Source organism: Enterococcus sp. LX10, from assembly GCF_023539285.1.
Taxonomy (GTDB): Bacteria; Bacillota; Bacilli; order Lactobacillales; family Enterococcaceae; genus Enterococcus; species Enterococcus faecalis.
Genome location: NZ_CP092784.1, coordinates 1,115,965 through 1,142,245 on the forward strand (window position 1 = coordinate 1,115,965; position 26,281 = coordinate 1,142,245).

The 26,281-nt window shown below is 37.3% G+C and carries 28 protein-coding genes; 20 read left to right on the top strand and 8 right to left on the bottom strand.

The features are described from left to right. Position 1: 1 nt before the first annotated feature. Positions 2 to 778 (bottom strand): threonine/serine exporter family protein, encoded by a 777-nt coding sequence (locus MKZ30_RS05370; RefSeq protein WP_002382216.1) that lies wholly within the window; start codon positions 776 to 778, stop codon positions 2 to 4. Between the two features lie 231 nt (positions 779 to 1,009). Between MKZ30_RS05370 and MKZ30_RS05375 the strand changes: the two genes are divergently transcribed. Then, positions 1,010 to 1,216: a hypothetical protein gene (locus MKZ30_RS05375; protein WP_002357875.1), complete on the top strand. Its 207-nt coding sequence runs from the start codon at positions 1,010 to 1,012 to the stop codon at positions 1,214 to 1,216. A gap of 17 nt (positions 1,217 to 1,233) precedes the next feature. Here the strand turns inward: MKZ30_RS05375 and MKZ30_RS05380 are convergent, their stop codons facing one another. Beyond that, the gene (locus tag MKZ30_RS05380) at positions 1,234 to 2,013 is read right to left on the bottom strand and encodes a Cof-type HAD-IIB family hydrolase (protein ID WP_002382217.1); all 780 of its coding nucleotides are present in this window, start codon (positions 2,011 to 2,013) and stop codon (positions 1,234 to 1,236) included. Positions 2,014 to 2,227: 214 nt separating this feature from the next. On the opposite strand from MKZ30_RS05380, the gene MKZ30_RS05385 reads away from it, so the two are divergent. Then, positions 2,228 to 2,947 (top strand): winged helix-turn-helix domain-containing protein, encoded by a 720-nt coding sequence (locus tag MKZ30_RS05385; protein WP_002381953.1) that lies wholly within the window; start codon positions 2,228 to 2,230, stop codon positions 2,945 to 2,947. Beyond that, positions 2,947 to 4,416: an ATP-binding protein gene (locus tag MKZ30_RS05390; RefSeq protein ID WP_249958797.1), complete on the top strand. Its 1,470-nt coding sequence runs from the start codon at positions 2,947 to 2,949 to the stop codon at positions 4,414 to 4,416. Before MKZ30_RS05385 ends, MKZ30_RS05390 begins: the two co-directional genes overlap by 1 nt. Before the next feature lie 38 nt (positions 4,417 to 4,454). On the opposite strand, the gene MKZ30_RS05395 is transcribed toward MKZ30_RS05390, so the two are convergent. The 3 genes from MKZ30_RS05395 to MKZ30_RS05405 all read right to left on the bottom strand — a co-directional run bounded on the left by MKZ30_RS05395 (position 4,455) and on the right by MKZ30_RS05405 (position 7,936). Next, positions 4,455 to 5,006, bottom strand: a complete 552-nt coding sequence (locus tag MKZ30_RS05395) for a hypothetical protein (protein WP_002360506.1) — start codon at positions 5,004 to 5,006, stop codon at positions 4,455 to 4,457. A 14-nt stretch (positions 5,007 to 5,020) separates the two neighbouring features. Beyond that, on the bottom strand, positions 5,021 to 5,722 hold the full coding sequence (locus MKZ30_RS05400) for a hypothetical protein (protein WP_033601201.1): 702 nt from the start codon (positions 5,720 to 5,722) through the stop codon (positions 5,021 to 5,023). Positions 5,723 to 5,827: 105 nt separating this feature from the next. Further along, on the bottom strand, positions 5,828 to 7,936 hold the full coding sequence (locus tag MKZ30_RS05405; protein WP_002357869.1) for an LTA synthase family protein: 2,109 nt from the start codon (positions 7,934 to 7,936) through the stop codon (positions 5,828 to 5,830). A 257-nt stretch (positions 7,937 to 8,193) separates the two neighbouring features. On the opposite strand from MKZ30_RS05405, the gene MKZ30_RS05410 reads away from it, so the two are divergent. Beyond that, a complete protein-coding gene (locus tag MKZ30_RS05410) occupies positions 8,194 to 9,366 on the top strand; it encodes a class I SAM-dependent rRNA methyltransferase (protein ID WP_033601202.1) in 1,173 nt (390 codons plus the stop codon). A 66-nt stretch (positions 9,367 to 9,432) separates the two neighbouring features. Here the strand turns inward: MKZ30_RS05410 and rnhC are convergent, their stop codons facing one another. Next, complete coding sequence (rnhC, locus tag MKZ30_RS05415; RefSeq protein ID WP_010816463.1) at positions 9,433 to 10,350, bottom strand: ribonuclease HIII; 918 nt, start codon at positions 10,348 to 10,350, stop codon at positions 9,433 to 9,435. Between the two features lie 218 nt (positions 10,351 to 10,568). Here rnhC and MKZ30_RS05420 point away from each other — a divergent pair, with 218 nt between their 5' ends. From MKZ30_RS05420 to rbfA, 8 genes are all read left to right on the top strand, one after another. Then, positions 10,569 to 12,989 carry a cation-translocating P-type ATPase gene (locus MKZ30_RS05420; RefSeq protein WP_002419826.1) on the top strand — a complete coding sequence of 807 codons (2,421 nt, stop codon included), beginning with the start codon at positions 10,569 to 10,571 and terminating at the stop codon, positions 12,987 to 12,989. Between the two features lie 141 nt (positions 12,990 to 13,130). Then, positions 13,131 to 15,017, top strand: coding sequence for an Ig-like domain-containing protein (locus MKZ30_RS05425; RefSeq protein WP_033601203.1), 1,887 nt, complete (start codon positions 13,131 to 13,133; stop codon positions 15,015 to 15,017). A gap of 205 nt (positions 15,018 to 15,222) precedes the next feature. Further along, entirely contained in the window at positions 15,223 to 15,696 is a 474-nt protein-coding gene (gene rimP / locus MKZ30_RS05430; RefSeq protein ID WP_002357863.1) for a ribosome maturation factor RimP, read from the top strand. Positions 15,697 to 15,839: 143 nt separating this feature from the next. After that, entirely contained in the window at positions 15,840 to 17,039 is a 1,200-nt protein-coding gene (nusA, locus tag MKZ30_RS05435) for a transcription termination factor NusA (protein ID WP_002360499.1), read from the top strand. A 20-nt stretch (positions 17,040 to 17,059) separates the two neighbouring features. Beyond that, positions 17,060 to 17,359 carry an RNase P modulator RnpM gene (rnpM, locus tag MKZ30_RS05440; RefSeq protein ID WP_002363794.1) on the top strand — a complete coding sequence of 100 codons (300 nt, stop codon included), beginning with the start codon at positions 17,060 to 17,062 and terminating at the stop codon, positions 17,357 to 17,359. Continuing rightward, positions 17,349 to 17,654, top strand: coding sequence for a YlxQ-related RNA-binding protein (locus tag MKZ30_RS05445; protein ID WP_002357860.1), 306 nt, complete (start codon positions 17,349 to 17,351; stop codon positions 17,652 to 17,654). Before rnpM ends, MKZ30_RS05445 begins: the two co-directional genes overlap by 11 nt. Positions 17,655 to 17,666: 12 nt before the next feature. After that, positions 17,667 to 20,063 carry a translation initiation factor IF-2 gene (gene infB / locus MKZ30_RS05450; RefSeq protein WP_002419823.1) on the top strand — a complete coding sequence of 799 codons (2,397 nt, stop codon included), beginning with the start codon at positions 17,667 to 17,669 and terminating at the stop codon, positions 20,061 to 20,063. Between the two features lie 24 nt (positions 20,064 to 20,087). After that, positions 20,088 to 20,438 (top strand): 30S ribosome-binding factor RbfA, encoded by a 351-nt coding sequence (gene rbfA, locus MKZ30_RS05455; protein ID WP_002360497.1) that lies wholly within the window; start codon positions 20,088 to 20,090, stop codon positions 20,436 to 20,438. A gap of 372 nt (positions 20,439 to 20,810) precedes the next feature. Here rbfA and MKZ30_RS05460 read toward each other — a convergent pair whose 3' ends face one another. Together MKZ30_RS05460 and MKZ30_RS05465 are read right to left on the bottom strand one after the other, a co-directional pair. Further along, positions 20,811 to 21,296, bottom strand: a complete 486-nt coding sequence (locus MKZ30_RS05460) for an ImmA/IrrE family metallo-endopeptidase (RefSeq protein ID WP_249958798.1) — start codon at positions 21,294 to 21,296, stop codon at positions 20,811 to 20,813. 34 nt (positions 21,297 to 21,330) lie between these two features. Then, positions 21,331 to 21,813 carry a helix-turn-helix domain-containing protein gene (locus tag MKZ30_RS05465; protein WP_002371257.1) on the bottom strand — a complete coding sequence of 161 codons (483 nt, stop codon included), beginning with the start codon at positions 21,811 to 21,813 and terminating at the stop codon, positions 21,331 to 21,333. A gap of 217 nt (positions 21,814 to 22,030) precedes the next feature. Between MKZ30_RS05465 and MKZ30_RS13315 the strand changes: the two genes are divergently transcribed. The 8 genes from MKZ30_RS13315 to MKZ30_RS05500 all read left to right on the top strand — a co-directional run bounded on the left by MKZ30_RS13315 (position 22,031) and on the right by MKZ30_RS05500 (position 26,271). After that, entirely contained in the window at positions 22,031 to 22,165 is a 135-nt protein-coding gene (locus MKZ30_RS13315) for a hypothetical protein (protein WP_002360495.1), read from the top strand. A 45-nt stretch (positions 22,166 to 22,210) separates the two neighbouring features. Then, positions 22,211 to 22,966 carry a DnaD domain-containing protein gene (locus tag MKZ30_RS05470; RefSeq protein ID WP_249958805.1) on the top strand — a complete coding sequence of 252 codons (756 nt, stop codon included), beginning with the start codon at positions 22,211 to 22,213 and terminating at the stop codon, positions 22,964 to 22,966. An 18-nt stretch (positions 22,967 to 22,984) separates the two neighbouring features. After that, positions 22,985 to 23,827: an ATP-binding protein gene (locus MKZ30_RS05475; protein ID WP_016614157.1), complete on the top strand. Its 843-nt coding sequence runs from the start codon at positions 22,985 to 22,987 to the stop codon at positions 23,825 to 23,827. Positions 23,828 to 23,893: 66 nt separating this feature from the next. Next, entirely contained in the window at positions 23,894 to 24,286 is a 393-nt protein-coding gene (locus MKZ30_RS05480) for a hypothetical protein (RefSeq protein WP_016614156.1), read from the top strand. Positions 24,287 to 24,305: 19 nt separating this feature from the next. Beyond that, positions 24,306 to 24,713, top strand: coding sequence for a RinA family phage transcriptional activator (locus MKZ30_RS05485; protein ID WP_002360491.1), 408 nt, complete (start codon positions 24,306 to 24,308; stop codon positions 24,711 to 24,713). Positions 24,714 to 24,935: 222 nt separating this feature from the next. Next, positions 24,936 to 25,352 (top strand): hypothetical protein, encoded by a 417-nt coding sequence (locus MKZ30_RS05490; RefSeq protein WP_002382237.1) that lies wholly within the window; start codon positions 24,936 to 24,938, stop codon positions 25,350 to 25,352. A gap of 12 nt (positions 25,353 to 25,364) precedes the next feature. Further along, complete coding sequence (locus MKZ30_RS05495) at positions 25,365 to 25,877, top strand: phage major tail protein, TP901-1 family (RefSeq protein WP_010715124.1); 513 nt, start codon at positions 25,365 to 25,367, stop codon at positions 25,875 to 25,877. A 34-nt stretch (positions 25,878 to 25,911) separates the two neighbouring features. Next, the gene (locus MKZ30_RS05500; protein WP_002357848.1) at positions 25,912 to 26,271 is read left to right on the top strand and encodes a tail assembly chaperone; all 360 of its coding nucleotides are present in this window, start codon (positions 25,912 to 25,914) and stop codon (positions 26,269 to 26,271) included. Positions 26,272 to 26,281 lie beyond the last annotated feature (10 nt).

The following is a 26,281-nucleotide window of genomic DNA, read 5'->3' on the forward strand; positions in this document are numbered from 1 at the left end:
CTTACATAAATAATTTAAAAATCAAGGCAATTCCCAGGCCAACAGACCCAGCAATAAAAATAGCTTCTGTCCCTCGCGCCGTCCCGCTGATGAGGTGGCCGGCTAAAATGTCGCGAAAAGAGTTCGTAATCGCCACACCTGGAACTAACGGCATTACCGCACCAATAATAATATTATCAATGTTGACCGCTAAGTGAAAATGCACAGCCAAATAGGCCAACAAACCAATGACAAAAGCGGCTGCGAATGAATCGAGGTAAGGAACTTGGAATAACTTTTGGGTAAAAAGATAACTGGTATACCCAATCACGCCAACAAAAAAAGTTGCAATAAAATCTTGCCAAGTGCCACCAAAAATGTACATTAACGTACAACTAACAATCCCAGCTGCTAACAAGCGTAACGAAATTGAAAAAGTGGGGGTATCTGTTTCTAATAGAGTTAAGCGCTGATAAAGCTCTGGTAGAGTAATCTCTTTTTGTGCAAATTCTCTTGATAATTGATTGACAAGGCTAACTTTTTCCAAATTAATCGAGCGCTGGGGGATGTTTTCTAATTGCGTATAATTACTGGAACGAAAGCCCACGAAAATCCCTGTAGCCGTCGTGTAACAAACGCTCTCTGGCTCGCCAGCATTTGCTGCAATCCGAGTAATTGTATCTTCGGTTCTATATACTTCAGATCCGCTTTCCAGCATAATTTTTCCAGCTAAAATGCATGTATCAATAATTAATTGTTTTCTTTTTTCGCTATTAACCAAAGGAATGGCTCCTTTCATTTCGAGTTCACTTTTAGTGTATCATTTTTTTTAAGAACTGTACGCAATTTAAAACAGAGATAGAAAAAAAGTGTGATTTTTTACAAAAATGAAACGAATCTTAAGAATAAATGAAAACAAATAAGGAATTAATAAAAATTATGGGTTAGTTGTAAGAATCTAGGATCTTTCCTTGCATTTTAGTAGGAAACATCCTATCCTAAACATAGAAAAACAAAGGGGTCAATAAAAATGGACAACCAATGGTTACTCTACGGAATTAGCAGTGTCGTATTAATTATTTTAATCAGAAGAACAATCCTATCAGGAAACATCGTATTAAGTTGTTTGTTGGGAGCGATTTTGCTGATTCAAGTAGTGGGAGTAGCTCTCTGTGCACAGCAGAAAAAGAAAAATGAACATACAAAAGAACTACCTTCTTCTAAAGTACATCAATAGAAGAAGGTAGTTTTCTCTTATAGTAAATCAAATTTTTTCAAGCCATTAACAATGCCATTTTCAGTATTTTTAGTTGAAATAAAGGTGGCTTTTTCTTTTAATTCTTCACGCGCATTACCCATGGCAATTCCATAATCACAGGCCTCAAACAGCGCCAAATCATTGATGCCATCACCAAAGGCATAAGTGGGAATGCCGTTTAATCCCAAGGTGTTAAAAAGATTTTTGACACCAGAGCCTTTAGAGACCCCTTTACGAACAATATCTATTGAAAAAGGACCATTGCGATAAAAGGTCAATTCAGGAAACCGCTCATAGTAATATTCATCATCATCGCCATGTTGACTTAAGACCAACATCATGTTGACGGCATCATTCTCATAACCTGTGGGATCAATTTCTGGAACAGCTGAATGAATATAGTCATAGGCTTGTTTCACTGTGCCAGTATGCCCTGTACAAAAAATACGGCGCTCATTGTAAAAAGCCAATTCATGACCACGCTGTTTGACATGTTCATGCAGTGAAACACATTCCTCTGTTGTAAATTCATCTGAATAAATCGTTTTTCCTTCATAATGAATAAATTGCCCGTTCATTACAATCGCAGAATCAATGCCACTGGCTTTCATAATTGGCTGAATCTCACACAAGGTCCGTCCTGTCGCAATTAAAGGTAAAATTTGATTGTCTTTCAAGGCCGCCACTGCTGCGGTAATCTCAGGAGTAATTTGCGAGGTTCCATCTAACAAAGTTCCATCTAAATCAAAAAAAGCAATAGCTTTCATTTTATCCATACCCTAACATCCTCTCTACGCTTGTTATTTTAACAAACTTTTCTGAAAAGACAATGGGTTCCCTTCGTTTTCTTTAAAAGAGCAGGAAAAAAAGTGATTTTTGATGGTTCTGTAAAGGATTTTTGAAGAAATATAGAATCGGTTGGTACAAATTCAATTTTAGAGTATACTACAATAGAGCAGTTTTATGAAAAGTGAATAAGGAGTGAATGAAATGAATATATTAATGATTGAAGACAATGAATCCGTCTCAGAAATGATGCAAATGTTTTTCTTAAATGAAGGGTGGGAAGCTACCTTTAAAGATGATGGCAAAGAAGGATTGGCGACGTTTCTTGCTTCGCCAGAAAAATGGGACATGATTACGTTAGACTTAAACTTACCTAGTATGGATGGGATGGCTGTTTGTCGTGAAATTCGCAAAGTTTCAGCCAATGTTCCCATTATTATGTTGACTGCTCGTGATTCTGAAAGTGACCAAGTAATTGGCCTTGAAATGGGTGCGGATGATTATGTGACAAAACCATTTAGTCCATTAACTTTGATTGCACGGATGAAAGCTCTACATCGTCGTGCCGAGGTGGCAGAGGCTGCGCATGATACGTCTGAGAATACAGATGAAACGTTTGATGTGATTACGGATCATTTTAAAATGAATACGAAAACACGAGAAACATATTTAGATAATCAATTAATTGAAGGCTTAACACCTAAAGAATTTGATTTGCTATACACTTTAGCAAAAAAACCACGCCAAGTCTTTTCACGCGAACAACTACTAGAATTGGTTTGGGACTATCAATACTTTGGCGATGAACGGACAGTTGATGCCCATATCAAAAAATTACGACAAAAAATTGAAAAAGTGGGTCCTCAAGTCATCCAAACGGTTTGGGGCGTAGGGTATAAATTCGACGATTCAGGTGTTGCTTAATGAAGTATTTGTATCAACAATTACTTGCTTTTATAGGTGTGATTGCTCTGATTATTCTCATTGTCGGAACGTCTTTCACACAATTGACCAAGCGCACAATGCAAGAAAATAACTATGAACAGCTATATGGTTATGCAGAATCGGCTTTAGAAACACGTGACTTTTTTATTAATGTCGCAGGCGTTTCGGATCGAGATGTTTTATCCTATTCATTTCAGTTGACTGAGCGCGTACTCCAGAAGCAAGATGTGCAATTTGTGTTTATTAACAAGGACCGCGAAGTGCAGTACCCACCAGTTGATAGCACAAAAAAATTAGACTTTTCCTTAATCGATAAAAATTGGGATCAAATCATGAAAGGCAATCGTGTTTATGCAACAGAAAACATTGATATTTATGGGGCCCGAAATACTTCGTCCTATGTAATGTTACCGGTGTATGCATCAAATCAGTCTTCTGATAAAAAAGTGATTATTGGTTCACTCGTTATTACACAACCTGCCAAAAACGTTGACCGAAGTGTCCAGTACGTGACACAAAACTTGATTAAAGGCTTTATTTTTTCTGGTGTGATTGCCTTGTTACTAAGTTATCTATTTGCGACTTTCCAAGTGAAACGAATTAATCGGATGCGTAAAGCCACCAAAGAAATTACTAGTGGAAATTTTGATATTCAATTACCGGTTCATGACAAAGATGAATTTGATGACCTAGCAGAAGATTTTAATAAAATGGCCGCGTCTTTAAAAGAATCACAAGAAGAAATCAATCGGCAAGAAGAGCGCCGTCGTCAATTTATGGCGGATGCTTCTCATGAAATGCGGACGCCTTTAACAACTATTAATGGCTTGTTAGAGGGATTGCAGTATAATGCTATTCCTGAAAATCAAAAAGAGAATGCGATTAAACTGATGCAAAATGAGACCGCTCGCTTGATTCGCTTAGTCAATGAAAATCTTGATTATGAAAAAATTCGGACCAACCAGATTCAAATTGTTGTGAAGAAGTTCAACGGAACAGAAGCTTTAGAAAATATTGTGACTCAACTAACGGCCAAAGCTGAAGCCGCCGGTAATCAATTGTATTTAGACACCACCGAACCAATTGATGTGTATGCCGATTATGATCGTTTCGTGCAAGTTGTTGTCAATATTGTTCAAAATGCCATCCAATTTACTGAAAATGGCGAAATTCATATTGCTTTAGAAAAAGGCTATTTAGAAACCATTGTCCGTATTTCTGATACAGGAATTGGCATGACGGAAGAACAAATTCTGAATATCTGGGATCGTTATTACAAAGTAGATCCATCCCGTAAAAATACGAAATATGGAGAATCAGGATTAGGCTTACCAATCGTTCAACAATTGGTCCGCTTGCATAAAGGAAAAATCAATGTTGAGAGTGAACTTGGTAAAGGCACCACGTTTATTATTTCATTTCCTGATGTTGAAATCACTGAAAACTAAAGAAAACGTCTGGTCACAATCAGTGCCAGACGTTTTCTTTAGTTTAATAACGCATGTAGAGACAGGGGGTGCACATAGGGACTATCAATAATTTGTGGATCCTTTGTCAGAAATAGCAAGCGCTTGTTTCTTTTTTGAACTGCTATTTTTAATTGAGGTAAAATTTCTTGACGTTGTCCAATCGTTAATGAAGAAAAGATGTCATCAATCACTAACGTACTTGTTTTTGAAAGCAAAAGTTGTATTATGCGCATTTTAATTTTTTCAAAAGTCGTAAAAGAAGTAAAGGAACGACCAAGTAAGGCAGGTTCTAATTGGAACACCTGGAAAGCTTCGGCTAGAACTACTTTTCGATCCCGTTCTTTGATCGTACTAGCGATAAATAAATTTTCTTCTAATGGCAAGTAGGGCAGAAAGGTTTCACTAGAAGAAAGCCTAGTAATGGTTAATTGGTTTGTTTGGAAAAAATCGGCCAATGCGAGTTCTTGTTCTGGAGCAGAATAAATGATTCCATAAACTTCTCGCAAAGCTAACGCGTCGAATGAGGATTTTTTTTCGGTTGTTTTTTTGAATGATGGTGTGACATTCATAGAAAATCCCTCCCTTATTTCTGATGTGTACGTAAATAAATCAACGTGAAAGGAGTCCCGCAAACAAGAGGAATGCCAAGCAAGATTAAGCAGTTAACAAAGCAATTACGGATTGTATAAAGCGACTGCATACTTTTAAAATCAAAAGAAAACGCTTGGATCGTTTGAATCCCTAAATGCTGGATATTTGTAATCGTGACATCCTGGTCGGTACTTTTAGCTAAAAATGCTGGAGTTTCCAAATGAGACCACTGTAAAATAGCATCACGGGCAGCCCAAAGAACAGTATTATACGTTTCTTGAAACATTAAAGTGAAAAGTAAAAAACTGAAAATTCCTAATAGAGCCGGTAAACACAACTCTAGTAAGAGCTGTTTGGTGACATACATATTTGAAAAGTGCATGTGATACCATGTATGTATTTCTTCCTTTTTTATGCGTAATGTCACATACATCAACAGAAGAAAAGTAACACCAAAGAAAATGACACTACCTAGATAGAGGTGCCAATAGTATTGAATCAGTTGGTAATGGTAACTAGTTTGTTTTTCAATATCGACAAAGTCTGGCATCGTTCGTAAAAACTCTTTTTCAAAATCAATTAAGTTAAACAGCCCAGTCAATAAGAAAGAGAACAGGAAGAAGAAGAGTGCAGTGGTTAATGTGATTTTTTTATGATAAAAACTACTAGCTGTAGCGTAACGGACACTTCTCATCAACTTTCACCTCTCTAAACTATCTTTAGTATAGTGAAATAATATGAATTAATTATGAAAAAGTAGCAAAAAAGCTTGAGCAAATTGCTCAAGCTTTTTGAAGATTTATTTACCAGTTTTTTGATAGCCTTGATAACTGTCAGTGTGATATTCATCAACGGTTGATTTATTATTGTTTTTACTGTAAACACTCGTTGATTTTTCACCTTTTTCTTTTTCAATTGCTTCCAGTTGTTGCAATTGGTTCTTGTAATCATAGTCTTCTGGATTAACTGGTTTTAAGCCGCTATTGGTATAGAAACGAAGCAAGTCACCGTTAGTAATTTGGTCAGACGTTTCTAATTGTTTCGTCGCTTTGGCTTTTAAATCAGCGACTTCTTTCTTAACTTCTTCGGTTGGCTCTGTAATTAAAGTGCCTGTTTTAGTATCGTAAATGCTAGAACCTAAAATAGTATATTTAGGTGTTACAACATTGCCGTTGCGGAAAGCAACGATTTGATTGTGTTGTTTAGAGAATAAATCTTGGCCTAACTGAATGTAGTTTTTCGTATCGACACCAAGCAAGTGTAGAAGGGTTGGTAAGGCATCAACTTGGCCGCCATACGTATGGTTCACACCGCCATTTTCTTGACCAGGAACGTGAATCATATAAGGAACACGTTGCATATTGGCGTTGTCAAAATCGTTCCAATCTGCTTTGGTTTTACCTACTAACTCTGCTAAGTTTTGGTTTCTTGAATTAGAAACCCCATAGTGATCGCCATAAAGAACAATGACTGAGTTTTCATAGAGACCTGAAGATTTCAAGTAGTTAAAGAATTCTTCGACCGCTTTATCTAAATAATTCGCTGTTGCAAAGTAACCATTAATTGTTTCGTCAGAGGTTTTTGCAATTGGGAATCCTGCTTCATCGTTTGTAAATTGAGAATAAGGATAATGATTGGATACAGCAATAAATTTAGAATAGAACGGTTGTTGTAAATGCTCTAAATATTGAACGGATTGATTAAAGAATGGTTTATCGTGTAACCCATATTGGAATGAGTTATCTGAATTAACATCATAATAACTAGCATCAAAGAAATAGTCATAGCCTAAACGTTTATAGGTTTCATTCCGATTCCAGAAGTTACCGGCATTTCCGTGGAAAGCAGCGCTAGTGTATCCTTGCGTTTGTTTTAAAATATCGGGTGCTGCTTCAAACGTATTTTTCCCACCAACTTGTGTAAAGAGTGAACCTTGGTCTAAACCAAATAGTGAATTTTCAAGTAACGTTTCGGCATCACTTGTTTTTCCTTGACCAACTTGGTGGAAGAAGTTATCAAAGCTAAAGGTACTTTTACTATTGTAAAGACTATTGATAAATGGTGTGACTTCGTGTTCTACGCCATTTTCATCTTTTAATTTGTAATTAACTAAAAATTGTTGGAAACTTTCTAAATGGATATAAATTACATTTTTGCCTTTTGCAATACCAAACTTACTATCATCGGGTGCCGCATATTGTTGTTTCACGTAATCTTCAACTTGTTTCATATCGTTAGCACTAGCTTCGGCACGGACTTGGTTTGTTTGGTAAGTTGTAATGCCATCGTATACGGTAAAGGCATTTAAGCCTAAGAATTTCACGATATAGTCACGAGAGAATTGACGTCCTAATAATTGGGGACGTTCTGTTTCAGCCATAAATAGATTGAATAAGAAAAAGACAACAGAAAGGAGTGTGACAGAGACTGCTACACGTGCGCGGACTGGACGCGCATCTGTTTTAATTTTTTTCGTTAATAATAATACGCCAATAATAATGAAGTCTAAGAAATAAATGACGTCATAAGGTCTAAAGAGACGTAAGGCACTTTCGCCAAGACCGCTAGCTACTTTGCCAGCACCAAGCATCGTATTAACTGTGATGAAGTCAGTAAATTCTCGATAATACACGACATTTGAGAAGAGCAGTAAACTCATCAAGAAGTAAATAATCATCATTGTAATATAAGAAGCTTTTTTACGGCGAACATACAAAGCGATGGCTAATAAAAAGACCGTTGTGGCAATTGGATTAATTAAGAGTATGAAATACTCGTTAATATTTTCCAAACGTAAATGGAAATCAACGGCGTACGCAAAGAGGTTTTTTAGCCACAATAAGATGGCGATTAGCGAGAATAACCCCAGTCGCGTGTTCAAAATATTTGTTTTAAATAATTTTTTCAAAATAAACGTCCTTTCTAAACGATGATTCTATAAAAGTAAAATTAGGTAAATTTCGTATTTTACAATATCGCTTTAATTTTACTCTTTCACAAATTTTATGTCAATTCTTACCGAAGTGAGGAATGGTGATGTTAAAGAAAACTTACTATTTCCTTAAACTTTTTAGTTCGTTAAATGACGTGAAGCTTGAATCCTTTAAAGACAGATGGGCCTTTTTTTGCTATACTAGATAGGACTTTGAAAAGTAGGTGTACAGAATGAAACTTCAAGTAACTAAAAAAGCAGAACATAAATTTAAAAAAGGATATCCTTTAATTCAGAAAGAAGATTTGCAACAAGTGCCAGCGCCGTTACCAACAGATTGGCTTACTTTGATTGATAGTAAAGGCCAGTGTTTAGCTGAAGGATATTTAGGCGAACAAAATAAAGGAATTGGTTGGTTGCTGTCATGGCATGGACCAATTAATCAATCTTTTTTTCAACAACTCTTTGAAATAAGTCGTGAGAAGCGGACATCTTTTAAAAAGGATTCGCTGACAACCGCTTATAGATTATTTAATGGAGAAGGAGATGGCATTGGGGGTCTAATCATCGATCGCTATGCAGATTACGCCGTTTTTTCATGGTATAATGAAACCCTTTATCAGAAAAAAGCCGAACTTTTGACGGCGTTTCGCACAGTTTACCCTGACATTATTGGTGCCTACGAAAAGATTCGTTTTTCCACAAAAAATTTACCCGAATCACAGTTTTTGTATGGCGAACAAGCACCCGAGCCATTACTTGTCACTGAAAATGGCGTTCAATTTGCTACCTATTTAAACGAAGGATTAATGACAGGCATCTTTTTAGATCAAAAAGAAGTTCGTGGTCGATTAGTAGATGGTTTTGCAGTAGGTAAAACAGTCTTAAATATGTTTAGTTATACAGGTGCTTTTTCAGTAGCTGCCGCTATGGGAGGTGCCGTAGCCACCACTAGTGTGGATTTAGCTAAACGAAGCTTACCGAAAACGACTGAGCAATTTGAAGTCAATCATTTAAATCTTGCCGCGCAAAAGATTATTGTCATGGATGTTTTTGACTACTTTAAATATGCTTCACGTAAAGGCTTGAGTTATGACGTGATCATTTTGGATCCGCCAAGTTTTGCTCGCAACAAAAAGAAAGTTTTTTCCGTTGCTAAAAATTATGGGGAGCTAGTGAAAGATTCTATTGATATTTTAACGGATAAGGGAACGCTTATTGCCTCAACCAATGCGGCAAATTTATCCTTGGCCAAATATCAAAAAATGGTGATTACTGCCTTGCAAGAGAAAAATGTCCGTTACAAGATTACGGACACGTATCAATTACCGGCAGACTTTCAAGTGAATCCTAATTTTCCAGAAGGTAATTACTTAAAAGTCCTGTTTATCGAAATTGAAAAATAATTTTTTACACCAAGCAAAAGTCCCAGCGCCGCTAATCGGCATTGGGACTTTTGCTTGGTGTTTATTTTATAGTAACTTTTGGGCTTTTTGGGTGTTTGCAAAATGCAGCTTCGCGTAATTCGCTAATAAGTCTAGGCCGCCTTTTTTCAAAATACGGGCGGCTACTTGGTCTGATTTGCTGCCAGCACCAGAGGGCACAGAGAAACCCAATTCTGCAGATTCTTTGTCTAACTCTTCTAAAAAAGCAGCGCGGCTAATAATAGAGGCGGCAGCAACGGCAACATGATACTGCTCTCCTTTAGTGACGAAGAACAATTTTTCAGTGACTTGATTTTTTTCATTACGAACATATTTCCGATAGTTATTTTCAGGGGTGAATTGGTCAATCAAAATCCCTTCTGGCTTTGTGGGAGCCAATTCTTGTAGCAACAGATAAATCGCTTGGTTATGCAAAGCGACTTTCATGTGTACAGCATTGTAGTTTGGTTGGATCTCATTGTATTTTTTTGGTTCAACGATTAATAACTTGTAAGGAATCAGTTCTTTAATGACATGTGACAATTGAATAATTTGTGGGTCGGTTAATTCTTTGGAATCACGAACACCCAATGCTTTTAGTTTGCTAATCATGCTTTTGTCAACATAGGCAGCACAGACAGTTACAGGACCAAAATAGCTACCATTACCGACTTCATCGGAACCTATCACAGACCAGTTGCCAAAATCAGCAGGCAGCGTTGTAGTCTGGGGGGACACTTTTTTCTTTGGTGTGGTGCTCGTTCCTTCCCAACGAGCGGCCTCTTTTTCAGCTTGAGGTCCCTGAAACATGACTTTACCTGATTGATAAGCGGTGATAGTAGTGGTGCCAACCTTGGCCACAAAGACAGTATAAGGGACCGTTTTATTTAAACGATTGGGTTGATAAACAGTGGTCATCTCTGCTAATGTTTTTTTACTAACTTTAATTACGTGATTCTGTGCCATCAATTGTTCCTCATTTCTTGATATTTCTTCTTTACTATAGTAAAGGAAAAACAAGTAAATGAAAAGGTTTTGCGTTAGCTTATTCCTGAAAATGACAATGTTTAGGAAATGTATAATTTTTTTCTATAGTTGGGCGCTAGTTGTTATCTAAATTTTTATTCAGTGCTATACTGTGGGAGAGAAGGAGACGATGAAAGAGTCGACTAGAACAAGGGGTGATGTGTTTGAGAAGAAAAAAAGAAATGCAAGAAAATGAACCAATAGCAGTGACTGCTAACGCGGAACGCTATTATCCAGAAGATAAACAAGGCTTGACGGCCGCACAAGTTGAAGAAAGAAAGCGAAAAGGCTTAGTCAATGCCGCCGTCGATACAGAGTTTATCACAACGAAACAGATTGTTATTAATAACGTATTTACGTATTTCAACTTAATTTTTGTGGTACTAGGCGTGTTATTAATGCTGGTACAATCTTATAAAAATATGACCTTTTTGCCAGTAGTAATCATTAATACGGTCATTGGAATTTACCAAGAAATTAAGTCGAAGAAAGTATTAGATAGCTTAAATATTCTAAACGCTACAAAAGTAACCGTTGTGAGGGATGGCCAAGAACAAGAAATTTCGCCAGATGAGCTGGTTTTGGATGATGTGGTGCTCTTTAAATCGGGTGAACAGATTTCTGGGGATGCAATTGTCTTATCTGGTGAAGTCCGTGTGAATGAATCCTTGTTAACTGGGGAATCTGATGAGATTACCAAAGTAGCAGATAGCCAACTTTTGTCAGGTAGCTTTATTGTGTCAGGTTCTTGTTATGCAAGAATTGATAAAATTGGCGCTGAGGCCTATGTTCATCAATTAACGCTTGAAGCGAAATCAATTAAAAAAGGGGAACAATCAGAGATGGTCGGTTCCATTAACCGTTTGGTGAAATGGGTAGGGATTATTATTATTCCAATCGGCTGTGTTCTATTTTTCCAAAGTTATTTCATCAACCATCAAGGGCTTCATGACAGCATTGTCTCCATGGAAGCTGCCTTGATTGGGATGATTCCAGAAGGGTTGTACCTTTTAACAACCGTTGCATTAGCTGCCAGCACAATGCGCTTAGCGAAGCGCGGCGTTTTATTGCACAACATGAAAAGTATCGAATCCTTAGCACGTGTCGATGTGTTATGTGTAGATAAAACAGGAACAATTACTGAAAACACGATGGAAGTCCAAGAGTTGGTTCCTGTGGTGAGTATCGAAAATGATGGTACAGACTTAACCAATGTCGAAAAATTAATTGGCGATTTTTGTCGAACAATGTCAGCTGACAACGATACGATGAAAGCTATGAAAGAATTTTTTGTTACTAATAATCAGAGGGAAGCCGTTAGCTATACCTCGTTTTCGTCTGTCGAAAAATTTAGTAGCGTGACTTTCCCGGAAGCGACGTATATTCTTGGGGCGCCAGAGATGATTTTGAGAGACAATTATGAAATGTATCAATCTGAAGTGGAACATTATACAAGTCAAGGCTATCGCTTATTGGTGTTTGGAAAGTATTTAGGAGAATTTCAGGAAACGTTGGCAGCAGAGGTTCAACCTCTAGGCTACATTCTTCTTTGGAATCCGATTCGTAAAGAAGCCAAAGCAACTTTTGAATATTTCGCTGAACAAAATGTGGCCATTAAGGTCATTTCTGGCGATAATCCTTTAACAGTATCCAATGTAGCACAAGCGGCAGGCATTATTGGTGCTGAAAATTATGTGGACGCGCGAACATTAACTACAATGGAAGCCCAGACAGAAGCTTTAGAAAAATACACCGTTTTTGGTCGTGTCACGCCAGAACAAAAGAAACAATTTGTACTATTGTTGAAAAAATTAGATCATACAGTGGCGATGACAGGGGATGGAGTCAATGATATTTTAGCCATGAAAGAAGCAGATTGTAGTATTGCCATGGCTTCAGGAAATCAAGCTACAGCACAAGCCTCGCAAGTTGTGTTGTTGGATTCTGATTTTTCAACGATGCCGGAGGTTGTCTTTGAAGGCCGCCAAGTAGTTAATAACATTGAACGCTCTTCAAGTTTATTCCTTGTAAAAAATATTTTCTCCTTGCTAATGTCTGTCTTTGCTATGATTTTTGCCGTGACATATCCTTTACAACCGACACAAGTCACATTGATTAGTTTATTTACAATTGGTATTCCTTCGACATTTCTAGCTTTGGAACCAAATCATCGTCGCATTGAAGGAAAATTTCTTTTCAATGTGTTATCAAAAGCAATTCCTGGTGGGTTAACGGATATGTTGGTAGTCGGTGCCTTACTAATTTGTGGTGATATTCTTGCACTTCAAAAAACGGACATTTCAACGACTGCAACATTGTTGCTAGTTTCAGTCGGCTTTATGGTTCTTTATAAAATTAGTTCACCAATGAATCGTTACCGCAAGCGCGTAATGATTGGCTGTTTAATCGGAATGGTTCTTACAAGTATTTCCATGAAAAACTTGTTCTCGTTAACTTCGGTATCGCCAACAGCCTTGTTACTTTTAGCCATTCTTTTCTTTGCAGCAGACTCAACTTTCCAACATTTATCAACCATTTCTGAAAAAGTTCAATTATGGTTTTATAAGAAAAGACATTAGGAGCAAAACACCGAACCAAAATTATTTTGGTTCGGTGTTTTTTGTTTTTTATTGTTGGGAAAAATAAAAACACTTGTACCTAGTTAATCCTTGATAGTATAAACCTAACCAATTATTTTAGATAGGAAGGATTGAATAAAAATGAAAAAAAGAAGTTTTGTCTATTGGGGAATGTTTTTCATTCTTTTGTCGACGCTGATAACGCCTTTTCTGAAACTTGAAACAGGATATGCGCAAACGGAACCAACTAGTACCAGTGAAACCAATCAAATTTCTGCTACGCCAAACGTAGTACCGCGTAAGCAAGTGGGCAACATTGTGACAGCGATTCAGCTAACGGATAAAGAGGGAAACCCACTTGGGACCATTAATCAATATACAGACATCTACCTCCGAATTGAGTTCAACTTACCGGATAATACCGTTAATAGTGGGGATACGAGTGTGATTACTTTACCCGAAGAGCTACGTCTCGAGAAAAATATGACCTTTAATGTAGTAGATGATACAGGTGCTGTGGTTGCAATTGCACAGACCGATGTAGCAAATAAAACGGTCACGTTAACGTATACAGATTACGTAGAAAACCATGCCAATATTAGTGGGTCTTTATATTTTACAAGTTTGATTGATTTCGAAAATGTTGAAAATGAATCCAAGATTCCTATTTACGTCACGGTTGAAGGGGAAAAAATATTTGCTGGCGATCTTGATTACCAAGGTGAAGGCGATGATGTTAACGAAAAATTTAGCAAGTATTCGTGGTTTATTGAAGACGATCCAACCGAAATTTACAATGTACTACGGATTAATCCAACAGGGCAAACGTATACTGATTTAGAAGTGGAAGATGTGCTAAAAACAGAAAGTTTAAGTTATATGAAAGACACTATGAAAATTGAACGAGGACAATGGACACTGGATGGAAATGCTATTTGGCAGTTCACGCCAGAGGAAGATATAACTGGTCAGTTGGCTGTCCAGTATGGTCCTGATGACCGTAATTTTTCGGTACATTTTGGCAATATTGGGACTAACGAATATCGTATCACCTATAAAACCAAAATCGATCATCTTCCCGAAAAAGGTGAAACCTTCACAAATTATGCAAAATTAACAGAAAATCAAACGGTGGTGGAAGAAGTCGAAGTGAGTCGTGTCTCACAAACGGGTGGTGGAGAAGCTAATGGTGAACAATATGTTGTTGAAATCCATAAAGAAGATGAAGCGGGCCAGCGTTTAGCAGGTGCAGAATTTGAACTCATTCGTAACTCAACCAATCAAACAGTGGCCAAAATCACAACAGATCAAAACGGAACAGCGATTGTTAAAGGCTTGTTAAAAGATAACTATACTTTAGTAGAAACCAAAGCACCTACCGGTTACCAACTTTCGCAAAACAAGATTCCAATAACGCCTGAAGACTTTGGTAAAAACTTAGTTGCACTGAAAACTGTTGTGAATCATAAGATTTCATATCAACCAGTCGCTGCTTCATTTTTAGCTGGAAAAGTTCTTTTAGGAAAACCACTGAAGGATGCTGAATTTCAATTTGAATTGTTAGATGAGAAAGGCACAGTACTAGAAACGGTTAGTAACGATACTTTAGGGAAAATTCAATTTTCACCATTAACCTTTGAAACTCCTGGAAACTATCAATACACCATTCGGGAAGTAAACACGCAACAGGCAGGTGTTTCCTACGATACGCACAACCTTCAAGTTCAAGTAACCGTCGAGGCGCTTTTAGGAAATCTCGTGGCGACTATTCAGTATGATGGAGGTCAAGTATTTACTAATCACTATACGCCAGAAAAACCTATAGAAAGTACCACGCCACCAACGAGTGGGACAACAGATACTACCACGAATTCAACCACAGAAACTACTTCGATAACCATTGAAAAACAGGCGATTCGTAATAAAGAATTGCCAAAAACAGGAGAAACAAAAGAAAACGCGTTTCTTTTCTTAGGTAGCCTTCTTTTGATTCAAGGAGTATCTATCTATTTTAAAACGAAAAAATAATCGCTTAGATAGTTTCAGTAATCGAGACAAAATGTGCAAATTTCGAGAGATTTAGCTTGTTCATTTGAGTTTGGAATGGTTCTGTGCTATACTATCTTTAGCGTAATGATACTAGTTGGGAGTGAGCGGATTTCTGCTCACTCTTTTTGATGGAAAAGTCATCAGGACACGGTTCGTTACATCAATCTCGAAGGAGGCGAAAATTTTGAGTAGTGCTGTGGAAACTGTAACAAAGTTAGTCACACCAATCTTAGAAGAACAAAATTTTGAACTTGTGGAAGTAGAGTTTGTTAAGGAAGGAAAAAATTGGTTTTTACGAGTATTTATCGATAAAGAAGGTGGCATTGATATTGAGGAATGTGCCTTTGTCAGCGAAAAATTAAGTGAAAAACTAGATGCAATGGATCCAGATCCAATTCCGCAAGCGTACTTTCTGGAAGTTTCTTCTCCGGGAGCAGAACGTCCGTTAAAGAAAGAAAGCGATTATGAACAAGCGGTAGGCAAGTACATTCATATTTCTCTTTATCAAGCAGTTGATGGAGAAAAACAGATTGAGGGTACCTTAGTCCATCTTGATTCAGAACAATTAACATTAAGTGTAAAAATTAAAACCAGAGTGAAGGAAATGACTTTTGAACGTAAAAATATCGCAAAAGCTCGTTTAGCCATTCAATTTTAATCAACAGACTCGAATGTAAAAAAGGGTCCACTAAAAGTTTTACTTTTAGCTAGGCCTGTGACAAGTTTTAACGAGAAGTTTTTCCCTTGGAAGAAGAACCACTCGTTCAGCTTTAACGAATCCATAGGAGGAAAAGAAAAACAATGAGCAAAGAAATGTTAAATGCATTAGACGTATTAGAAGCTGAAAAAGGGATTCCTAAAGATACGGTGATTGAAGCGTTACAAGCAGCTTTAGTTTCTGCATATAAAAGACATTATGGACAAGCAAGCAACGTCGAAGTTGAATTTGAACCAAAAAAAGGCAATATTCACGTGTATGCTGTCAAAGAAGTAACAGAAGAAGTATTTGATTCACAATTGGAAGTTTCATTAAAAGATGCGGTTGCATTAAATGGGGCATATGAAATCGGCGACAAAATTCGTTTTGAAGTTACACCAAAAGACTTTGGCCGCATTGCTGCCCAAACAGCAAAGCAAGTAATTTTACAACGTGTCCGTGAAGCAGAAAGAACAATTATTTATAATGAATTTAGCGAATACGAAAATGACATCATGCAAGGAATTGTTGAACGTCAAGATCGTCGTTATATTTATGTAAACTTGGGTAAAATCGAAGCAGTCTTATCAAAACAAGATCAAATGCCAAATGAATTTTACCAACCGCATGATCGGATTAAAGTTTACGTATCACGTGTTGAAAACACATCAAAAGGCCCACAAGTTTTTGTAAGCCGTAGTCACCCAGATTTATTAAAACGTCTTTTTGAACAAGAAATTCCAGAAGTTTATGATGGAATTGTTGAAATCGTAAGTGTCGCTCGTGAAGCTGGCGATCGTTCAAAAGTAGCTGTTCGTTCAACAGATCCTAATATTGATCCAGTGGGTACCTGTGTCGGTCCAAAAGGCCAACGTGTCCAAGCGATTGTGAATGAATTAAAAGGCGAAAATATGGATATTGTGGAATGGAACGAAGATCCAGCTATTTATATTAGTAATGCCTTGAATCCAGCTCAAGTATTAGATGTTATTTTTGATCCAGAAAATAGCAAAGCATGTACAGTCGTTGTACCTGATTATCAATTGTCATTAGCAATTGGTAAACGTGGTCAAAATGCGCGCTTAGCTGCTAAATTAACGGGCCATAAAATTGATATCAAATCAGAATCTGATATGGCTGAATTTTATGAACAACAAGCCAATCAAGAAGTTGCCGAAGTGGCAGAAGAAATGGATGAAGCAATTATCCATTCAGATATGACGGCAGATGATTACGAAAACTTGGCTACTGAAGAAGCAGTTGTTGAAGCAGAAATTACAGAAGAATTACCTGAACAAGAATAACGTTTTTGGAGGGTGAAAAAATGAAAAAGAGAAAAATTCCAATGCGTAAATCGGTTGTTTCAGGCGAAATGAAACCGAAAAAAGAATTAGTCAGAATTACTCGCTCCAAAGAAGGTGAAGTGGCCTTAGATCCAACTGGTAAATTACCTGGACGTGGCGCTTACGTTGATTTGGATCCTGCGGAAGTCCAAAAAGCTTGGGATAAAAAAATTCTTGATCGTGTCTTAGAAACAAAATTAAGTGATGAATTTTATCAAGAACTATTGGATTATGTAACACATCAAAAAGCCCGCAAAGAGTTGTTTGGCGATGGAAAATAAAACCAAAATTTTGAACCTTTTAGGTTTAGCAATGCGCGCCGGTAAATTAGTCACAGGTGAGGAATTAACCCTTAAAGATATTCGTGCAAACAAAGCGAAATTTGTGTTTGTTGCACAAGATGCCAGTGAGAATACTAGAAAGAAAATCAAGGACAAAAGTTCTTATTATAATGTTCCTGTTAGCGAACTGTTCAGTCAATTCGAGCTCAGCCAAGCGATTGGGCGACCACGAATGGTTATCGGAGTAACTGATGCAGGATTTGCCACCAAAATCAAGGAATTACTAAAAGGTTAGGAAGGTGATTGCATGGGAAAAAAAAGAATTTATGAACTAGCAAAAGAAATGAATAAAGCAAGCAAAGACGTTGTCGATAAAGCGCATCAATTAGGTATGGATGTTAAAAACCATATGGGCGCAATTAGTTCCGAGCAAGAAACAAAGCTTCGTCAAGCATTCGGAGGAGGAAGTACCGTAAATACTCAATCAAAAGCAACAAACAACCAAAAGCAACAAACAACACAAAATAAACCAGCCAATAAGAAACCAATGAACAATAAACCTGGTGAACAAAGAAATAACCAAAATCGTCCAAAAAACCAATCAACGAATGGACAACAAAGAAACAACAACAACCAAAATCGTCACGGCCAAAGCAACACACAAAACCGTAGCAATCAAACAAATACAAACAATCAAAACCGCAATACCCAAAACAATAACGGTTCTACAACGAATCAAAATCGGACAAGCCAAAATAACAATGGCGGGAACAACCAAAACCGTGGCGGCCAAAACCGTAACAACAATTTTGGTGGCGGTCAAAATCGTAATAACCGGAATAACTTTAATAACCAAAACCGCAATCGTTTCAATAAAAAAGGGAAAAAAGGCAAACATCAACAAGAATCAGCGAAGCCAGCAGTACCAGCACGTAAATTCCGTGAATTACCAGATGTTTTAGAATATACAGAAGGTATGAATGTGGCGGATATTGCGAAAAAAATCCACCGCGAACCAGCGGAAATCATCAAAAAATTATTTATGATGGGTGTCATGGTTAACCAAAACCAAGCCTTAGATAAAGATACAATTGAATTATTAGCTGTGGACTATGGCATGGAACCGCAAGAAAAAGTCCAAGTTGATATTGCGGACATTGATAAATTCTTCGAACCGGAAGCAGTTGTTGAAGAAAACTTAACCACACGTCCCCCTGTTGTCACAATCATGGGACACGTAGACCACGGGAAAACAACATTATTAGATACATTGCGTCATTCTCGTGTGACTTCAGGTGAAGCGGGCGGAATCACGCAGCATATTGGTGCCTATCAGTTAGATATTGATGGCAAACCAATTACGTTCTTAGATACACCAGGACATGCGGCCTTTACTAGTATGCGCGCGCGTGGTGCCAGCATCACTGATATTACCATCTTAGTTGTTGCAGCGGACGATGGAGTAATGCCACAAACAATCGAGGCGATTAACCATGCCAAAGCGGCAAAAGTGCCAATTATTGTAGCAGTTAACAAAATTGATAAGCCTGGTGCGAACCCTGATCATGTGAAACAAGAATTAAGTGAACATGAATTAATTCCTGAAGAGTGGGGCGGAGATACGATTTTCGTCAATATTTCAGCGAAATTCAATCAAAACATTGATGAACTATTGGAAAATATTTTACTGATTGCTGAAGTAGAAGACTTAAAAGCTGATCCAACGCAAAAAGCAATTGGAACAGTGATTGAAGCGCGCTTAGATAAAGGTAAAGGCCCGGTTGCGACATTACTCGTTCAACAAGGAACTTTACATGTTGGTGATCCAATCGTTGTTGGTAATACTTATGGACGTGTTCGTGTGATGACCAATGACATGGGCCGCCGTGATAAAGAAGCAGGACCAGCAACTCCTGTGGAAATTACCGGATTAAATGATGTTCCTCAAGCGGGTGATCGTTTTGTGGTCTTTGAAGATGAAAAAACAGCACGTCAAGCAGGGGAAGAACGGGCTAAACGTGCGTTGCTTGAACAACGTTCAGCAAGTAGCCGTGTGACATTGGATAACTTATTTGAAAGCCTAAAAGAAGGCGAATTAAAAGAAGTTAATATCATTGTCAAAGCAGACGTACAAGGATCTGCCGAAGCCGTTTCAGCAAGTTTACAAAAAATTGATGTAGAAGGCGTTCGTGTGAAAATTGTTCACGCGGCAGTTGGGGCCATCAATGAAAGCGACGTAACTTTAGCCGCAGCAAGTAATGCGATTATTATCGGCTTTAACGTTCGCCCAACACCACAAGCAAAACAACAAGCAGAACAAGAAGAAGTTGATATTCGTTTACACCGTATTATCTATAAAGCCCTAGAAGAAATCGAAACAGCGATGAAAGGGTTATTAGATCCAGAATTTGAAGAAAAAATTACGGGTCAAATGACGGTTCGTGAATTGTACAAAGTATCTAAAGTTGGCACAATCGCTGGCTGTTATGTTACAGAAGGCTTTATTCGCCGCGATAGTGGCGTGCGTGTCATTCGTGATGGTATTGTTATTTATGAAGGTAAATTAGCAAGCTTGAAACGCTTTAAAGATGACGTGAAAGAAGTCAAACTTGGTTTTGAATGTGGTGCTATGATTGAAAACTTCAATGATTTACGTGTAGATGATGCGATTGAAGGCTTCATTATGGAAGAAATCAAACAATAATTTTAGTAATTGGAGGAAGACACTATGGCAAATTATCGTGACCGTCGTGTAGGTCAAGAAATCATGCGTGAAGTGAATGATATCTTGAACAAACGCATCAGAGATCCACGCGTCCAAGGCATCACTATTACAGATGTTCGTGTGACCGGTGATTTACAACAAGCAACGATTTATTACAGCTTGTTATCTGATTTAGCTTCCGAACAACAAAAAGCTCAACAAGGCTTAGACAAAGCCAAAGGACTGATTCGTAAAGAATTAGGACAACGGTTAACCTTGTATAAAACACCAGAGTTGATTTTTGAAAGAGACGAATCTGTCCAATACGGAAATCACATTGATGAGTTGATTCGTAAGTTGAATCAAGGTGAATAATTAAAAAGAAAAAGCACACCAGACGAATGGTGTGCTTTTTCTTTTCATGATTTCTTGATAAAATAGTCATGGAGGTGCAAAGATGAAAAGAATTGTTGTTTTCTATAAAAATGGAGATCGTTATTTAAAAGAAATGGGTTCAGGCAAGAGTTCCCTGTACTTTTTTCTTTTCTTCTTTGTACTACATAGTATGCGGGAACATATTATTCAGTTCATCGGATTTTGGCCGTCATTTATATTCGTCCTCATACTTGTCCCAAATCTTATGCTTGGCGTCGGACATATTAACCATTGGTACAAAAACCGCTCTTGAATTTTCCAGAATACTTTTAAGCATGGAACAAAATCCTTATTGATTTTGTTCCATGCTTTTTAAGTTAACCCAGTATTTAATACCATCACAGAATAATCCCTAAATTCAAAAATCCGTCCTTTATAAAGATAAGTGGCGCCATACTTTTGTCGATAGTACGTAATCACATTTTTTAATGTTTCAACATCGATTTCCAAAAATTCAGCACAAGAATAATGGTTACTTAAGCCAGCTTCAGAGCAACGATTTAAATCGTCTAATGTAACTAATTGCTCTAAGGCCACATTGCGAGCTTTCAACTCTTGCTTCCGATTTTCTGTACAATTTTGATTTAAAATAGTGCCAACGGATGTTTGATAATGCCCGTATTCCTCGGCTAAAATGTTCTTCTTTTGACGGGTACTCAATGTTTTTTCAATATAAATTTTGCCATTTCGATACAACCCATAACAACCTGTTTGATTGTATAAATCAATTTCTAAAACCGTCACATCCTTTTGAATGGAACTGACGAGTTTTTCATAATCATTCACTTTACCATTCACCTGCCATTACTTAATAAAAAGAGTAGATGGGAAGTTAATCCTCTTTTTTGTCAGAAGAAATCGATTGTTGATATTTGGCATCAATTTCATCCAAGTAATCGTGAATTTTCTCGATTTCTTCTTTTGAAAATATCTTTTCTGGATCCCCAGCGTGGGCAGCCAGTGTCATTTCGTCACGGCGAGGGAATGAGAGAATTTCTGCTTGCGTTTGTTGTTCGTGTAATTGTTGTTCGGCAAATTGATAAACGATGGCTTGTCGTTGGGGCTCTAATTTTTTATAAATGCGGTCGATAGTTGAGGCATTTTTTTCCATGGGAACTTCTTGCCCCATCAACCAGGCCTCATTAATGTCTAATGCATCTGCAATGCGATAAACTTTGTCTTGTTTTGCTTCGTAACGACCAGCTAGCCAATCGCTGATTGAAGATTTACCGATGCCAGTTTTTTTCGCTAAATCACTAGGTTTGATGTTCTTGGCTGTTAAAGCCTCTTTTAAACGGATAGCAAAAATGTTCATATTTCCGAACCTCCTATTGCCTCAAAGTATACTATACCTGTTTAGAGAAGGCAAGTAACAATCGCAATTAAAATCACCGGTTCATAAAACCGAACTTACGAGTTGACAGTGAAAATATTTGGTGCTAAGATAGAGCCATTCAAATGTTCGGTTAACTGAACAAATTTTTTTAAGCAATTTGTTCGGAAAACCGTATCTTTGTAGAAAGGGTGAAGAAATGAGTCGGAACTATAAAAAAACGTTGTCGGATATGTTACTTTTAGCAATTATTTTATTAATAAGCAGTGTCTCAATAAAAATTGGGGCCATCGTGATTGGTATGATTGGCCTCATGGAATTACTGACAGAGTAACAATAATTTAGTTAAAAGGAGAGAAGCGGATTGGCAGAACGACGCATGTTTGCAAAAACGATTATTGATAGTGATGCGTTTTTAGATATGCCCTTATCAAGTCAGGCTCTGTATTTTCATTTAGCGATGCGTGCCGATGATGATGGATTTATCAATAATCCCAAAAAATTGCAGCGAATGGTCGGTTGTGGGGAAGACGATCTAAAATTGCTAATGGTTAAAAAATTTATTCTAGTATTTGAAAGTGGTGTGATCGTTATCAAACATTGGAAAATTCATAATTATATTCGCAGTGATCGTTACAAACCAACCTTGTATCAAGAAGAGAAAAATCAGATTGTTGAAAAAAATAGCAAAGCTTATACGTTTAAAGCAGAATCGTCTGTCAGTGGTCAACCAGCTGACTACCAACGGTTACCACAGGAAAGCATAATCCAGTCTAAGTTAGGTCAGAGTCAAGGTAGTAGTTCAGAAAACGATTGTTTAAAGATGATTTATCATTTTTATGAGGAAAACGGCTTTGGTACACTGGCCTCAAAAACAAGCCAAGATTTTAAGTATTGGTTGCAAGATTTTATGCAAAAAGGGGCTAGCCAAGAGGAAGCATGCCAATTAATCTTGCATGCTTTAGGAATTGCCATCGATCGAAATAAACGGAATTATGGCTATGTAAATGCTATTTTGAAAAGTTGGGAGCAACAAAATTATTTATCCGTACATGAAGTTCTAGTAAATGATAAAAAACAAGTGTCGGAGCATGCGCTGCAAATGACAGAAGAATATCAAGAGTTAGGTTTTTAAAGAAAGGAGGAAATCAGTATGCATGCGACAGATCAAACTTTTCAAATACTATTGAGTCAATTGTTAGAAAAAGTTGAAGACCGTTGTCCTGAATGTGGCAGTGAACAATATGTTTGGCAACAAAAAAATAAAGATGGCACAGAACGTTGTGCCCCAACTTGTTGGTCGTGTGGGTATAAAATGCTAAAAAAACATGAACACGAAGCCACTCAGCAACGTTCTCAAGAGAGTTTTATGGCGCGTACACAAAAATTTTTTCATCAAGGGTCCTTAATTGCTGATGATGCGCTACGGCAATGTCGCTTAACCAATTACCAAACCACTGAATTAGAAACAAGACAAGCAAAAGAACGGGCCTTAGCAGCAGTTTCAGCGATTGTTGAAGGAAAGCCAATCCACGTTATTTTTTCAGGGAAACCTGGTGTTGGTAAAAGTCATTTGGCTATCAGTATTTTAGTTGAAGTCTTAGAACGCTCTGCATATCAAAAGTATTGTTTATTTGTCAGCTACTCTGAGTTATTAGAAAAACTAAAAATGTCCATGAATGAGTCGGCCAAAAGTCAAGCAAAGGCTCAAGCGTATATTACTAGAATGAAAAAAGCAGACGTTTTGGTTTTAGATGATTTAGGTGCTGAATTAGGAATTAAAAATAAAGTTAGTACGGATTTTAACAATGACATCTTAAACCGAATTTTAGAAGCTAGACAGAATAAAGCAACTATTTTTACTACTAATTTTTCTGGAAGACAACTGGTGGAGGCCTATGGAACACGCATTATTTCTCGTCTAATGAAGCACGCCAGTGGTTATGTTTTCCAATATAAAGACACAACAGACAAACGAATGAGGAGTGTGAAATAAATATGTTAACAATTATTATTGGGTTTATCTTTTGGACAATGACACTGATGTTAGGTTATCTAATTGGTGAAAGAGAAGGCCGTAAACATGAGTAATTTAACAAAACGTAAAAAAGATTTATTTGAAATGAAAAGCGTTGTATTTAAAGATATTTCAAAGCAACAAAGCGAAAAAGCACAAAAAAGAAAACGACTCTTACAACTAATGAATCAATATCCCGATTGGGCAAGTCAAAAAAATAAACTTATTATGCAGGAAATTCAAGAATTAGGACAAGCAATCGGTAATTGGTCGATGGATCAATCAAGACCCATCCAATCCATCAAGGCCGCATCGTTTACAAAAAGCGAGTATCTCTATTTAATTTGGCTCGGTTATTCAGATGAAGCGATTCGTCATGGCTTAGAAATGTCGAAAGAGTGTTATTTTATTTATCGATTAACACTTTTAAATGAATAAAAGTAAAGGAGATTAACCAATGCGTACGTCAACATTTAATTATATCAAAGATATTTTAGCAGACTTTTATAAAACAGATGAATATATCCGTCAACGGGAAGAAGAACTACGGCACCCTTATCAAGAAGCAGATTTAAATGCGGGTATTAGAGGACAAGGACTTCACTCTGTAGTGACCGAACGAATGGCGATTACGATAGCTATGGATCGTCGTCTGTGGAATTTAGAGAGAAATCGAGACATTATCAAAAATTGTTTAGCTGAAGCGGATGAACAAACGCGCGTGATTATTGAAGAACTATATATGAAAAAACGGCCCTCTTTAACATTAATTGGACTTGCCCAGCAATTATTTATTAGTAAAAGCCAAGCCTATAAATTAAGAAATCATTTCTTTGAAGCGGTGGCGGATGAACTAGGGATGTAAACATGGAAAAAGCGTGGAATTTTTTCAGGTGTCAACATGGTAAATTAATAGTGTCGAAAGAGATAGATAAACGTGAGGCAATCAAAAAAAATGAAGACACGGAATTCTATGATTTTGACTGCTTTCTTGTGTCAGCTATGAAGGAGCAGAAAATGCCGGCTACTTTCAAGATCCTTCATTTTGACTAGAAGAGAGCCAATTTGTTAACCAATCCTGAATTTTTTGAATGGAAAGGTGGCGCTAAAAATGAATGAAGCGGAACAAGAGTTATATGAAGCCCTTGTTGCAATCTGCCAGACGTCAGGATTTTTGTTGCTAGAGGAACTGCCGACAGATTTACCAGATCAGCCATTTGTTTACTTAGGTGATAGTAAAGAATTACCTAAGCCAACTAAATCAGCTATTTTGGGAGAGATTGAATTAATAATGCATGTTTATGGTGCGTTATCTGAACGACAACAAATTTCTACAATTAAAGGAACGATTTTACGGCAGGCAACTAGTAACTTAAAACGAACGGCTCATTTTAATTGGGGTATCAAACATCAAGAAGTCAAAGCACAAATGGTAAAAGATACCAAACAAATGAAAAAAACAATTTGGCATGCTGTACTACCATTACACATGCAATTTTACTAGGAGGAATTATCAATGGGAGAAGTTATGCAAGGAAAAGACCGTATTTTATTAGTTCGTCGCTTGGATGAAGCAGCGACAAAGAAAGCAATGAAACCCTTATTTCAAATTGAACATGAATGGGAATTCTCACGTGAATCGAGCGGTACGCAAACAAAAGATGGCGTTGCGAATGCTGTTTCTGGTTTAGAAGTTACGTTATCGTTAAGCGGTTTAGCCTCTCGAGATGATGAAAATTTATACATGAAAGACGCAGTCGAAGATGGCATCTTAATGGAATTTTGGGACGTTGATTTAAAAGGTGAAAAAAATGCGGAAGGTAAATATCCAGCAATTTATGCCCAAGGTTATGTAAATTCATGGAGTTTACCAGCCAATGTAGAAGAATTAGTAGAAATCGAAACAGAAGCCTCTATTAATGGCAAGCCACAAGATGGCTTTGCAACAGTAGAAGCAGATATTATTGCGGAAGCACAATATGCGTTCCAAGATACCGTTCCAGAGAAAGCAGCACAACCTGGCGCATAATCAAAAAAAGTGTTGAATTTTAGGAGGATAAAAAATGAATTTAGAGATTAACGGAAAAACAATTGAAGTGAAATTTACGATTGGCGCGATTCGCGAATTAGATAAACGTTACCAAATTGAAAATGGCGCTGCCAAATTCGGCATGGGCATCAGTTCAGCAATGATTTATTTACGCCAATACAATCCAGTAATCTTAGTTGACATCATGGAAGCTTTACAAAGTGGGCAATTAAAAATAGGTAAGTCGGAAATTGAAGCATGGTTAATGACCCAAGATGTCAAAAAACTTTCAGATGATTTGCTTAAAGAAATGGGAAAGCAACCTCTTACAAAACCAATGATCGATCAGTTCAGCAAAGAAGCGAAGAAAGCAGAAGCGCAAGCGACCAACTAATTAAAACGAG